This is a genomic window from Corynebacterium hindlerae (assembly GCF_014117265.1).
In the GTDB taxonomy this organism is placed as follows: domain Bacteria; phylum Actinomycetota; class Actinomycetes; order Mycobacteriales; family Mycobacteriaceae; genus Corynebacterium; species Corynebacterium hindlerae.
The window spans coordinates 854,105-866,530 of sequence record NZ_CP059833.1 but is presented as its reverse complement, the minus strand read 5'-3'; the positions used below and the strand labels follow the sequence as shown (position 1 = coordinate 866,530).

General features: G+C 60.4%; 14 protein-coding genes. 5 read left to right on the top strand and 9 right to left on the bottom strand.

Annotation, left to right across the window (positions count from 1 at the left end; translation table 11 throughout):
- Positions 1 to 6: 6 nt before the first annotated feature.
- Complete coding sequence (locus tag HW450_RS04210; protein ID WP_182386746.1) at positions 7 to 1,281, top strand: fatty acid desaturase family protein; 1,275 nt, start codon at positions 7 to 9, stop codon at positions 1,279 to 1,281.
- On the opposite strand, the gene HW450_RS04205 is transcribed toward HW450_RS04210, so the two are convergent.
- Genes HW450_RS04205 through aroA form a run of 3 tightly spaced genes read right to left on the bottom strand, consistent with a single transcriptional unit; the run spans position 1,278 to position 4,883 of the window.
- Positions 1,278 to 2,564, bottom strand: a complete 1,287-nt coding sequence (locus HW450_RS04205) for a chloride channel protein (RefSeq protein ID WP_182386745.1) — start codon at positions 2,562 to 2,564, stop codon at positions 1,278 to 1,280. The two genes, HW450_RS04210 and HW450_RS04205, sit on opposite strands and share 4 nt — an antisense overlap.
- 5 nt (positions 2,565 to 2,569) lie before the next feature.
- A complete protein-coding gene (gene rsgA, locus HW450_RS04200; protein ID WP_182386744.1) occupies positions 2,570 to 3,583 on the bottom strand; it encodes a ribosome small subunit-dependent GTPase A in 1,014 nt (337 codons plus the stop codon).
- Complete coding sequence (aroA, locus tag HW450_RS04195; protein ID WP_407926272.1) at positions 3,576 to 4,883, bottom strand: 3-phosphoshikimate 1-carboxyvinyltransferase; 1,308 nt, start codon at positions 4,881 to 4,883, stop codon at positions 3,576 to 3,578. Before aroA ends, rsgA begins: the two co-directional genes overlap by 8 nt.
- Positions 4,884 to 4,902: 19 nt before the next feature.
- On the opposite strand from aroA, the gene HW450_RS04190 reads away from it, so the two are divergent.
- Positions 4,903 to 5,565, top strand: coding sequence for an SOS response-associated peptidase (locus tag HW450_RS04190; protein ID WP_182386742.1), 663 nt, complete (start codon positions 4,903 to 4,905; stop codon positions 5,563 to 5,565).
- Here the strand turns inward: HW450_RS04190 and HW450_RS04185 are convergent.
- Positions 5,542 to 6,054, bottom strand: a complete 513-nt coding sequence (locus HW450_RS04185; RefSeq protein WP_182386741.1) for an aminoacyl-tRNA deacylase — start codon at positions 6,052 to 6,054, stop codon at positions 5,542 to 5,544. The genes HW450_RS04190 and HW450_RS04185 overlap by 24 nt on opposite strands.
- Before the next feature lie 75 nt (positions 6,055 to 6,129).
- On the opposite strand from HW450_RS04185, the gene HW450_RS04180 reads away from it, so the two are divergent.
- Together HW450_RS04180 and rsrA are read left to right on the top strand one after the other, a co-directional pair.
- Positions 6,130 to 6,705: a sigma-70 family RNA polymerase sigma factor gene (locus tag HW450_RS04180; RefSeq protein WP_182386740.1), complete on the top strand. Its 576-nt coding sequence runs from the start codon at positions 6,130 to 6,132 to the stop codon at positions 6,703 to 6,705.
- On the top strand, positions 6,702 to 6,959 hold the full coding sequence (gene rsrA, locus HW450_RS04175; RefSeq protein WP_182386739.1) for a mycothiol system anti-sigma-R factor: 258 nt from the start codon (positions 6,702 to 6,704) through the stop codon (positions 6,957 to 6,959). Before HW450_RS04180 ends, rsrA begins: the two co-directional genes overlap by 4 nt.
- Before the next feature lie 649 nt (positions 6,960 to 7,608).
- Here rsrA and HW450_RS13220 read toward each other — a convergent pair.
- The 3 genes from HW450_RS13220 to HW450_RS04165 all read right to left on the bottom strand — a co-directional run bounded on the left by HW450_RS13220 (position 7,609) and on the right by HW450_RS04165 (position 9,290).
- The gene (locus tag HW450_RS13220) at positions 7,609 to 7,683 is read right to left on the bottom strand and encodes a 50S ribosomal protein bL37 (RefSeq protein ID WP_407926296.1); all 75 of its coding nucleotides are present in this window, start codon (positions 7,681 to 7,683) and stop codon (positions 7,609 to 7,611) included.
- 74 nt (positions 7,684 to 7,757) lie between these two features.
- Positions 7,758 to 8,018: a WhiB family transcriptional regulator gene (locus tag HW450_RS04170; protein ID WP_156193028.1), complete on the bottom strand. Its 261-nt coding sequence runs from the start codon at positions 8,016 to 8,018 to the stop codon at positions 7,758 to 7,760.
- Positions 8,019 to 8,309: 291 nt separating this feature from the next.
- A complete protein-coding gene (locus HW450_RS04165) occupies positions 8,310 to 9,290 on the bottom strand; it encodes a diacylglycerol/lipid kinase family protein (RefSeq protein WP_182386738.1) in 981 nt (326 codons plus the stop codon).
- Between the two features lie 106 nt (positions 9,291 to 9,396).
- Here HW450_RS04165 and HW450_RS04160 point away from each other — a divergent pair, with 106 nt between their 5' ends.
- Positions 9,397 to 9,765 (top strand): hypothetical protein, encoded by a 369-nt coding sequence (locus HW450_RS04160; RefSeq protein ID WP_232843368.1) that lies wholly within the window; start codon positions 9,397 to 9,399, stop codon positions 9,763 to 9,765.
- On the opposite strand, the gene HW450_RS04155 is transcribed toward HW450_RS04160, so the two are convergent.
- Together HW450_RS04155 and HW450_RS04150 are read right to left on the bottom strand one after the other, a co-directional pair.
- Positions 9,762 to 11,018 (bottom strand): Rv3212 family protein, encoded by a 1,257-nt coding sequence (locus HW450_RS04155; RefSeq protein ID WP_182386736.1) that lies wholly within the window; start codon positions 11,016 to 11,018, stop codon positions 9,762 to 9,764. The two genes, HW450_RS04160 and HW450_RS04155, sit on opposite strands and share 4 nt — an antisense overlap.
- Positions 11,015 to 12,382, bottom strand: a complete 1,368-nt coding sequence (locus HW450_RS04150; protein ID WP_182386735.1) for a DEAD/DEAH box helicase — start codon at positions 12,380 to 12,382, stop codon at positions 11,015 to 11,017. Before HW450_RS04150 ends, HW450_RS04155 begins: the two co-directional genes overlap by 4 nt.
- Positions 12,383 to 12,426: the final 44 nt, after the last annotated feature.

Below are 12,426 nucleotides of genomic sequence, written 5' to 3'. Positions count from 1 at the left end.
AAACATATGGCAATTGCGAACATCAAAGCATACGCGCACCTCACCGACGCCGATATCGAAGAAATCGGACGCCGATTCGACGCCATCAAAGCGGAGGTCGAACAATCCCTCGGTGAAAAAGACGTCAAGTACATCAAGAACCTCATCCGTACCCAACGCGGCCTGGAGATTGGGGCGCGCATCGCACTCCTGCTGAGCCACAAAAAACCATTCTTTTTCGCGGGAACCGCCATGCTCAGCGTGGCAAAGATCCTCGAAAACATGGAAATCGGACACAACGTCATCCACGGCCAATGGGACTGGATGAATGACCCCACCATCCACTCCACCACCTGGGAATGGGACATGAACTGCCCTTCGAAACAGTGGATGCACACCCACAACCACGTCCACCACACCTACACGAACATCCTCGGCATGGATCACGACGTGGGATACGGCGTGCTGCGCGTGACCCGCGACCGTAAGTGGACCCCGCAACACGCCTTCCAACCCCTGACCAACGCTGTGCTGGCATCCCTGTTCCAATGGGCCATCGCCTTCTACGACGTCGAGTTCGGTCGCCTGTTTGCGGGCAAGCAAACCTGGGAGGAAACGGCACCAAAGTTCTGGGAAACCGTCGGTAAGGTGCGCAACCAGGTGCTGAAAGACTACGTCTTCTACCCGGCGCTCACCGGACCGAACTTCAAACACACCGCACTGGCGAACATGTGGGCCAACCTGATCCGCAACTGGTGGGCATACGCCGTGATCTTCTGCGGTCACTTCCCAGACGAGACCGAAACGTTCACCAAAGCCCAGTGGAAAAACGAAACCAAGGGCGAATGGTACCTGCGTCAAATGCTCGGTTCCGCGAACTTCCGGGGTGGCAAAATCCTCACCATCATGTCCGGCAACCTGAACTACCAAATTGAGCACCACCTGTTCCCGGACATGCCTTCCAACCGTCTGGCAGGGGTGGGGAAGCAAATCGAAGCCATCGCCCGCGAGTTCGATCTGCCGTACAACACCGATTCCTTCCTGGTGCAGTTCGGCAAGGTGCAAAAGACCTTGTTGAAGCTGACCCTGCCGAACTCCATGCTGGCAGCCCGACCGGAGAATGCGCCAGAGGTACGCTCCGAAGCCGCATTCACGCCAGACATTGAGAGCAAGCTGCACGTCGGCAAGGATGACAGCGGCAAGCGTCGAGGCTTGGTTCCCGGACTGAAACTGCTGAAGCAAGCGCGCCCCACAGTGGGGGAAGCGGTGCGGTATGCGTTGATGCGCCCGGTGCGTCGTTAAGGCTGCTGCTTAAACAACGCGGACGTGAACGGGGCCAGCTTCTGCTCTTTCTGAATGAGCAGGCCCCAGAAACGCACTGAGAGAGCCGCGGCGACCACGGCTACGAACACCGGCAGGTAGCCCTGCGCCGCCATGTCTGTGAACTCGATGGCGGCGATCATCCCGAACATCGGGGCCGCCATCGCCGTGGAAAGGAACGCGGCTGCGCCCAGGATGGCGAAGGCCCCGAAGGGGATTTCCGGAAACAGCGGGTGCAGAGCTAGCCCCAGCAGGGAACCGAAGATCGCACCTAGCCCAAACGCCGGAGTCAGCGTGCCACCAATGACACCGACCCGGAAGCTGAGCAAGATCACGCACATCCGCAACGCGCCCAACAGCAGCAGACCGAAAGCCGCGCTTTGGGCGGTGAAAATGGAGTCGGTAGTGAATCGGGCATTCGCGCTGACTCCGGGGACCACGTACGAAATCACGGCCAGCACAGCGAACCCAAGAGGCATTTGCCACAGCAGCTGCCGGCCACGGGCACGGTGTTTAACCGCAGAACGAGCCAGAGCGCCGAACCAGTGGCCCAGCAACCCAGTGAACGCTCCTACGACCAGGGCGATAACAATTGTGGCCATGCTTTCCGCAACGGGCACGCTGTGGTACACGGGGTGCGGCTCCACAAAAATACCAGTGACCGCAGCAGCCGTGGCGGAGGTGAGCATCGCGGTGATCACCGCCTGGGCGGACATCTCCACCAGCAACAGCTCGAGGGTGAAGATCGCGCCTGCCAGTGGCAAATGGAACGATGCGCCGAGACCTGCGCCAGCAGCTGACGCTACCAGCAGCCGTCGGGCGGTGGGATCGATGCGCAGCGCGACTGCGAGGCGAGAGCCCCAGAGCGCACCCATCAGTCGGGGAGCGTTCTCGCGACCGACCTGGGCACCCGCAGCCACAGACATGACTTGAATAAAAGCGGAGCAGAGCGTGGTGAGGACGGGCATCTTCTTTCCGAACATCGCCTCCGGAACCGACACCTGCTCAGACCCGCTCCGGTCTAACAAGAACCAGGCCCAAGACAGGATGAAACCTAACCCGATGAGGGTGAGGGATAACCTCAGTGGCGAAACCGCAGACGTCGGATCATGATTGACCAGGTGATCCACCCCAAACACCGCCCGTTCGGTGAAAATCACCGCCCAGTTCAGCGCCGCTACGCCCAGACCGGTGAGGGCCCCAGTGATCACGGCGTACAGCGAAAGTCGACTGATTGACGTGTGCTCCAAGGGGAGGCGTTCCATTGCGGTTATGAGTCCTTTTCTATGCCGAGTTCCCAGTCGTCGTTGGATCGTAGTGCGGTGAGGAGTTTGCGGACCGCGGTGACTCGTCGCAGAGATGCGCCCTCTAGTTCATCGAGGGCGCATTCCGGGTCAGCTGGTGGGCCCATGTGGGTGCAGCCACGTGGGCACTGTTCGGCAGCTTCCGCGAGGTCGTCGAATACCCCGACCACGGTGTCCGCGTCGACGTGCGCCAGCCCGAAGGAACGGATGCCGGGGGTGTCGATGATCCAGCCGTCGCCGGGGAGCTTGAGAGCTACTGACTGCGTGGATGTGTGGCGCCCCTTACCGACGCCCGACACCTCGCCCGTTGCCCGATCCGCGTCAGGCACGAGTCGGTTGACCAACGTCGATTTCCCGACCCCGGAATGCCCGATCAATGCGGTGACATGCCCAGATACCATGCTGGTGATGGCGGTAATGTCATCGTCGATCCCGGCAATCACCACCGGGACGTCGAGATCAGCAAACTCCGCGGCGAACTCACTAGGGTCAGCGAGATCTGACTTGGTCAAACACAAGATTGGCTTCAGCTTACCGACGAACGCTGCCACAAGCGCCCGTTCCACAAAGCCAGCGCGTGGCGGGGGATCAGCCACTGCCGAGACAATCAGGAGCTGGTCGGCATTGCCGACCACGATGCGTTCGTACGGGTCGGTATCGTCCGCGGTTCGCCGCAGCACGCTGGTGCGATCCTCGAGTCGAATAATACGGGCGAGCGTGCCCGGTTTACCGGAGGTGTCTCCGACCACCCCGACGCGGTCTCCCACCACGATGTTGGTGCGCCCCAACTCGCGGGCGCGCATGCAGACGATGGGATCCGTGTGCCCATCGAGCACTACTCCCCAGCGACCCCGGTCTTTGGATACCACCATGCCCACTCTCGCGTTCTCGTGGGCGGGGCGATCCTTTGTACGCGGGCGCGAACCCTTGCCAGGGCGGACCCGGACGTCGGATTCGTCGAAGTAGCGTCGCCTAGCCATCGATCATGGCCTGCCACATGAGCTCGAAACCTGGCAGCGTCTTGGAGGTGGTGCCGATGTCTTCCACGGTGACGTCGGAGGTGACCAGCCCGATGATCGCGCCGGCGGTGGCCATACGGTGATCGGCGTAGGAGTGCCACACCCCACCCTTCAGTGGCGCTGGGGTGATGATCAGGCCGTCTTCAAACTCCACGCAATTGCCCCCGAGGGCGTTGATCTCCGTGGACAAGGCGGCGAGTCGGTCGGTCTCGTGCCCGCGCAGGTGCGCGATCCCTTCCAGTCTGCTCGGAGTGCTCGCGAGGGCAGCCAACGCGGCGACGGTAGGGGTGAGCTCACCAATATCGCCCAGGTCGATGTCAATGCCCCGGAGGGAGCCGGGTTCAGGACCCGTCACCACCAGGTCATTGGTTTCGCCGTTGGCGCGGAACTCCGTGGTGCATCCCATCTGCTCCAGAATGCCACGGATCGCGTCACCGGCTTGGTGAGTGGCGGTCGGCCAATCGTGGATGGCCACCTGGCCCCCGGTGACCGCTGCGGCGGCGAGGAACGGGGTGGCATTGGACAGGTCTGGTTCGATAGCCCAGACACGGCCTTCGATGGGGCCTGGGGCAACACGCCACTGGTTCGCCACAGAGGTATCCACACTTACCCCGGCTTGTCGCAGCATATCCACCGTCATCTCCACGTGAGGCATGCTCGGCAGGCGCCCACCACAGTGGCGGACTGTCAGGCCTTCGCCGTAGCGAGCACCGGCGAGGAGGAGTCCGGAGACGAACTGGGACGAAGCACTGGCGTCGAGTTCCACGGTGCCGCCTCGAACCGCACCGGTGCCGTGGATAGTGAAGGGCAATGCGGTGCCGTCGACGGATACGCCGAGGTCACGCAGTGCGTTGAGGATCGTGTCCATGGGGCGCACCCGCGCTTGGACATCACCATCGAAAAAGACGGTGCCGTCAGATAGCGCAGCGACGGGTGGGACGAAACGCATCACCGTTCCGGCCAGGCCACAGTAGATGGTGCCACCGGAGAGTTCACCTGGCTCAACCCGGATCGTGGTTGTGGGGGAGCCGTGGCTTGGCTCGGTACGGGTGATGGCGGCGCCCAGCTGCTCGAGCGCGGACATCATCAGGTCAGTATCGCGACTGACCAGTGCGTTTTTGATTGTCGAGGGATAGCTGCCGAGCGCCGCCAGGATCAGTGCCCGGTTCGTCATCGACTTAGACCCTGGAATCGATCCGTTCCAGGAAACCGGCCCATCCGCCACGGGGGCCTGCCACAAAGCTAAACCTTGAGAATCCATGTCATCCATAATAGGGGGTATGTGCGGACGCTTCGTTCTCTTTACCACAGGTGAGTCGCTCCTCGACGCCACCACAGCCATGCTTCACGACGCCACGGTGCCGGTCCGAGCACCCCACGGCACCCCGCCACCGCGCTACAACATCGCCCCTACCACTGTGATCCCCATCGTGCGCCGGTCGCCAGATGCCAGCGAAACACTCCTGGAACCAGCCCGGTGGGGCCTGCTGCCGCACTGGAAAACAGATCTTTCCGGCCCACCACTGTTCAACGCGCGGGCAGAAACCGTCGCCACCAAGCCCTCTTTTCGCACCGCCTATCGCCGTGGGCGCTGCGTGATTCCCCTGGACGGCTACTACGAGTGGCACAACAAGCAGCCCTACTTCGTCCGCCCGGCCGACAGTGGAATGCTGTGGGCAGCGGGGCTGTGGGACACTGGAATGAACCAACTATCCGCGACGATGATCACCACCGAGGCAGTGGAGCCACTGGCCTGGCTTCACCACCGCTTACCACGCTTCTTAAGCCCTCACGAGATCCCACGGTGGCTCGCTGGAGATGAAGACCTGCTACACCCGACTGAAGAATCCCTGGTGGCAGGCCTGGTAGCTACCCCCGCCGATTCTGCGGTAGGAAACGTTCGCAACGACTACCCAGAGTTACTCGGCGACCAAGTCAGCTAGCGAACCGCCCGTGGCCTGTAACAGCACATCCGCTGTGACCTCCAGGTCAAGGCCACGACGCCCACCGGAGACAAACACCGTCTCATGGTTGGCCGCGCTGGCATCAATCACCGTCGGCAGCGGATGCTTTTGGCCAATCGGTGAAATCCCTCCCACCACGTATCCGCTACTGCGCTCCGCCAACTTCGGATCAGCCATCGACGCTTTGGCCACCCCGTGCGCCTTCGCCGCCTTCTTCAACGACAACGATCCAGTAACCGGAAGGCAACACACCGCCAACTCACGCCGAGGCCCTTTCCCGGCGCTAAGGTCCACCACCAGTGTTTTGAACACCCGCCCCTCCGCAACACCTAACTCTTTGTGCAACAACTCAGCCGCCTCTGCGCCGTAATTGTGGGAATGCGTTTCAAAGGTGTGCACGCGATGGGGCAGATTGGCGTCGATAAGCTGTGCTATTGCTGCGGTGCTCGCCGACTTTCTCTTAGCCAAATGACGTTCCTCCTGTGGTTTGAACCTAGAATAGAAGCTAGCCTGTACGTTCACGACATAAGGACATGCCGCACAATGACTGACCCCGCGCTCGTCGAAAGGTTCGAGGCTGAGGCGCTTCCGCTACTAGATCAACTGTACGGCGGTGCGCTGCGTCTCACCCGCAACCCCTCCGACGCCGAGGATCTGGTGCAAGAAACGTACATGAAAGCCTTCAAATCCTTCGACAGCTTCAAAGAAGGCACCAACCTCAAAGCGTGGCTCTATCGCATTATGACGAACACGTACATCAACTCGTACCGCAAGGCGCAACGTCAGCCCGCTCAACTTCCTACGGACGACATTACCGACTACCAGCTTTACTCCACTTCCTCGCACCAATCCACCGGCCTCGATTCCGCCGAAGTGGAGGCCCTCAAGGGCCTCCCAGACTCCGAAATCACCGATGCGCTCAACGCCCTAAGCGACGACTACCGCATGGTCGTCTACTACGCAGACATCGAAGGACTACCCTACAAAGAAATCGCCGATATCCTCGGAATACCCATCGGCACCGTCATGTCACGACTCCACCGTGGAAGAAAACAACTACGCGAAGCGTTAAAAGAAGTAGCACGCAGTTACGGGATCGGAACCAAGGACCAGCCATGACAAACTCCCACCACAGGTGCGAATGCAATTGCGCCGACGCATACACACTCCTGGTCGAACTACTCGACGGCGACTGCTGCGACGCCACCCGCGCTGAACTGCGCTCCCGGATCGAAGCGTGCCCGCACTGCTTCGAAAAACTTGGCATCGAAGAAGAAGTCCGCGAAATCCTACGCCGATCCTGCGCCGCTCAAGCACCCCTACGCCTGCGCCAACGAATCTCCATTTCCATCCGCGTGCAACGGTTCTCGTAACCGCGGGGTTATTTTTCGGATTTTAGGGGGATGTTGGCTTTCTCCCCGACATTACCCTCCCGAAGTTCGGGCTCGTCGCAGCGATTTTGGGGCAACCTCGGGGGCGTAAATTCGGGGTCAAGGATTCGGGCAAGGCAATCCCGGGACCGCGCTCGCGGGGCACGTTTCCTACTGTCACAGGATTCCCAATAGTCACATTGGCTACAATAATTGCGCTGTTGAGGTGCGGTGGGGGATGTTTGGCTTTCTCCCCGACATTACCCTCCCGAAGTTCGGGCTTGTCGCAGCGATTTAGGGGCAACCTCGGGGGCGTAAATTCGGGGTCAAGGATTCGGGCAAGGCAATCCCGGGACCGCGCTCGCGGGGCACGTTTCCTACTGTCACAGGATTCCCAATAGTCACATTGGCTACAATAATTGCGCTGTTGAGGTGCGGTGGGGGATGTTTGGTTTTCTCCCCGACATTACCCTCCCGAAGTTCGGGCTCGTCGCAGCGATTTTGGGGCAACCTCGGGGGCGTAATGTCGGGGTCGTGGTGTCTGACAAGACAATCCCGGCCCCCACGCACTGACACAACGATCCCGGGGCAATGCGAAAGCTCCTGCTGGTAATCCCAGCAGGAGCTTCGGTGCTGTAAGAACACGCTCTAGTTATGCGTTAGGGCGCTTGCCGTGGTTTGCTTTGCTCTTACGGCGATCCTTACGCTTGCGGCCACGCTTGCTCATGGCTGCCTCCTTGCTTGGTTAAAAGGGGTATTAAGTCTCATCCACTTTAATGGAGGGATGGGCAAACGTGTTAATTAGACGGTGGTGCGGGTACGGCCGCGGCCACGGTTCTTGCGGCGGCGGAGTGCGCGTCGTTCGTCTTCGCTCATACCGCCCCAGACACCGGCGTCCTGGCCGGACTCGAGTGCCCATGCGAGGCACTGGGAGGTTACTGGGCAGCGGTTGCATACCATCTTTGCGGCTGCGATCTGTGCGAGTGCTGGGCCGGAGTTGCCTACTGGGAAGAAGAGCTCTGGGTCTTCGTCGCGGCATACGGCTTCGTGGCGCCAATCCATGGGGTTTCTCCTAGCGTGTCGTTCTTACAGTCTGTGGTACTTGATGAGTCAACTGCTACCGGGGCAGCACAAGGGGAGGGTCCGGGACGGTCCCTTGTTTGATGCGTGGTGGCGGTTAGCGGTGATGGCAGCCTCGGGGGGCTGGCTCTGTGGGAGCTAGTTCATCAGGGCGTAACCTGTTGTACCCAAAAAGTTCGACTAAGGTTTTACAACCCGTCGTTTTCGTTACCGATGAATCATGACATGTCCACGCAATCTTGGCTAGACTTTAGAGCAATTTTGTGTGCAAGATCACGCGAAGTGATGATTTTTTCGGCAGATTACATCGATGGATTCCGGGAAGGATGTGATGGTTAGTTCTTTGTTTGCTCCGGCATATTCGCCATCTACCTGCCACTTTAGTTTCGTTTGTGAAGATAGAGTGATGTGTACCGCATCGTCAACTCGGGTTTCTTGGAAGTCGAGCTGGTTTTTCAACAAATTGCTTAATGGGATGCCTATTGCGCTGATGATGGCGAGGGAACCATCGATGTCGGAGATACGCGAAAGTGCATACAACGAGCATCCGCTTCCCATGCTGTGCTCAGGATTGGTGACGATGGGTACTGGCCCCGCGTACGTCCACGGATTCGTATTGGACACGATGACAAAAGGCACGTCCCCGGTTACGTGTTTCTCCTCGTGTGTCCAAGCATCAAAGTGAATATGTGGTGGGGTGCGGCGGAGTTTGCGCCACGCAGAGTGTGCAATGGCAGAGTAATTCCACGGTGTGGCTGGAATGCCACGGTCACGGAGTTTGTCCATCCGTCGGATCACTTCAGCGTCCATGCCGAAGCCGACGTTCACGCAAAACCAGCGGTCATTCACGGCGCCAACCGGCAGTCGTCGATAAGTGCCGGCAGCCATGAGGTCAGCGAGTTGGTGGGCGGCCTCCACGGGGTTGTTCGGAAAGCCCAGCGCGCGGGCGAAAACGTTGGCCGACCCCGTAGGCACCACCGCGACCCGAGGAAGTTCCTCGGGAGCGGGGCGCTGGGAAGGGTCTGGACCCAGCAGCCCGCTGATCACCTCGTTCACGGTGCCATCGCCACCGAAGACGATAACTGCATCGTAATCGTCGCGGGTCAGGCCCCGTACGATCTCGGCGGCGTGTTCGGGGTGTTGGGTATGCCTGGCAGTGACGTTGCTCACCGCAAGCAGTGGGGCGAGGGCAGCTCGGAAGGAACGCTCGGTGAGGCTCGTCGAGTTGGGGTTGGTCAGCAGCAGGCATCGCATAACTGGTCAGTGTAGTGGCATCGCGCGCGTTCGGGTTAGGATGTGGAGCGTGATTAATGCTGAGCCTCGAGTCCCCACCCCCGTAAAATATGCTGGTTACCTGGCTATGATCCAGTCGTTGATCGGCCTGGGGTACGCCGGAATTTTGATTTACCGCGAGCTGATCGGCGAGCGAGACGCCGCGATTGTCACGGACACCGAGGCTCGTGCTGGACTGATCGGCTACGGCACCGCCATCTACTTCATCATCATTTTCGGCGCGGTGCTCGCGGGAGCAATCAGCATGAATAAGGGACGCCGCTGGGGACGAGGTCCCGTCGCCATGCTGGAAATGTTCCTGCTGGTAGTGGCCTACTACATGTGGTCTGCAGGTCAGCCCGCGTGGGCAGGCGTCGTGGCGGTGTCCGGCGTGCTCGGCCTGTTCCTATTGTTCAACTCGAAGTCGCTGGCGTGGGCGACCGCAAACCACCGCTAGCTGCGAAGGATCACCACGGCATCGCCGCGCTTCTCGACGACAGTAGTCCCCGCTACAGCTAGTGATACCCTACCGGTGTAGCCCTTCCTGTCAACGGGGATAGTTTTTTCTACCTTCCCCGTGCTCCAATTCCCGACAGCAATTCCACCAGGTATCGGGAACGCGATGCGATCGCCGACCGCAGCGCCTGTGCCAATGGCCCCCTCGAAGATGACCTCGGTGGCAAGGGTCGCCGGATTCAAAAGGTACAGCCTCTCGCCATCAAACCAGGTCATGTGGTGTGGCAAGTCCGCGGTCTCCGGAGCAAACGCAGTCGCAGTATCGCTGCTCAAGTGCTCAGCCACCAGGCGGCTCGGCTTCACCGCGAGCCTGGATTTTTCCTTCCCGGTATCGTCGTAAGAAATCAGCTGGGGCGTGCTGCTCGGTACATATACCGAGGCAAGTTTCTGGCCAACGCCAATCAGCTGTGCGTCGGAGCCAGGTACCGAGACATCGGCCTTGACGGTGGGCTCGCGCGAGTCATCCGGGGTGGAGCTTAGGAACCGGAGCATGGTGTTATCGGGCTGCTCAGGACAGGTTTCTGCCACCGCAAGGAGCTCCTTGCGGCTCAGGGCCGATGAGATCGTGCAGGCTTCATGAGGCTGCTGATTCGGCTCCTGCTTGGCAGTTTTGTCTCCGTACTCGACGGTGCGGACGAGATCACTGCGCCAGAGCTCGACCCGCTCTGGGCTGACAGTGCCGACGCGGTCATTTGAAGCCAGGGGCACCACGTGATCGGGGGCGGGGGCGCTCCGTGTCGCCTCGTAGGTGCCCTGTTTGGCATCGATCCGGGTGACGTCGCCGCACCCCGCAGAGTTGCGGTAAGTGGCGACAACGGAGTTGAAGGCTAAGCCCAAGGAACACACCTCAAGGTCACGGGTGTATGTCCACACCGGCTGCCCCGTGCGGGGATCCATTGCTGACACAGTGCCACCGTTCGCGGTGATCACGAGCCCATCCACCACCAAGGGGCGGACAAGGGCAGGGACGGCGCTATCGGCAGCTCGCCACGTTTCCCGCAAATGAGACGGAAGCGCTGCTAGCACGACCGGGCTCTCGAAAGGTTGCTCTGCAGGGGTGAGCTCAGAATGTCGGATCGGCGCAGCGGCCCACGCCACTGTGATTCCGGTGAGTGCCACGGTAGTGATGACCGCGGTGGCGATGAGATCCTTGGGCGAGCGCTGCAACGGGGTATTGCGGTGCGTTTTGTTCACCTCTTGCGACCCTTTCGGCGGAGACGTGCGGAAGTCATGCGCTCATGGGTCGACTTGTCACTTCGCGAACCACGTTCCTGAGGGCGGCGACCGCCACGAAGCCGCTGGGTGCTGCTGAACCCACCGAACACTCGCCTAGCAGGTCCCACGCTGCTACCAGCATCCTCCGGGATATTCAGCAGCTCAAACAACTCCGGTGAGGTAGAAAAGAGCTGCGGTGGCTCTGGAACATCCAGATCAAGTTCGGAATTGACCAGCTGCCACTTTGCGAGCTCGTCAAAGCCTACCAGCGTGATAGCAGTGCCACTATGTCCGGCGCGTCCGGTGCGGCCAATGCGGTGGACATAGGTCATGGGATCGTCGGGAGTTTGGTAGTTGATGACGTGGGTGACGTCGTCAACGTCGATGCCTCGGGCAGCAACGTCGGTGGCCACCAGAATGTCCACGGTGCCATCGCGGAACGCCTGGAGGGATTTCTCACGGGCGACCTGGCCCAAGTCGCCGTGCACGGCGCCGACGGTGAAGCCCGCGGTGGCAAGATCATTGGCCACTTCCGCGGCGCTGCGCTTGGTGCGGGTGAAGATGATGGTGCGACCTCGCTCAGCTGCCTGCAGGGCCTTTACGACGATCGCCACCTTGTCCATGCGGTGGGCCTGAATGACCACCTGCTTTGTGGTGGCGTGGGTGTGTTGATTGCTGTCGCTCTCTGCACGAATGTGGATGGGCTTGTTCAGGAAGCTGCGGGCCAACGTGATGATAGGGCCCGGCATCGTGGCGGAAAACAACATGGTTTGGTGCTGATGAGTCAGGGCCTTGAGCAGTTTCTCAATCGCAGGGAGGAAACCGAGGTCGAGCATCTCATCGGCCTCATCCAGCACGAGGATTGCTACTTGGTCAAGGGCCAGGGCGCCCTGTTGGTACAGGTCAATGAGGCGCCCGGGAGTGCCCACGATGACATCTACGCCGTCGTTAAGCTTGGCAATCTGCTCCTCATATGGGCGACCGCCGTACACCGTCATGACACGCACGGGCGTGTGTTGTGCGGCGATGGTGAGGTCTTCTGCCACCTGCACGGCCAGTTCACGGGTTGGCGTGACGACGAGCGCGCGTGGGGTGCCATCGAGTTCTGCAATGTCAGCGGAGTCAAACACCCGATCCAGCAGCGGGACACCAAAACCCAAGGTCTTTCCCATGCCGGTGCGTGCTTGGCCGATGATATCGGACCCCTCCAACGCGATCGGAAGCGTCAGCTCCTGAATGGCAAAGGTGTGAGTGATCCCTCGCGCAGCTAGCGCCTCACAGATCTCCGCGGCGACACCTAGTTCGGCAAAGGTCGGTTTACTGGATTTCTGTTGTGCAGACACGATCTTGATACTAGTCAACGAACAGCGGTTTTAACACCGGCCCG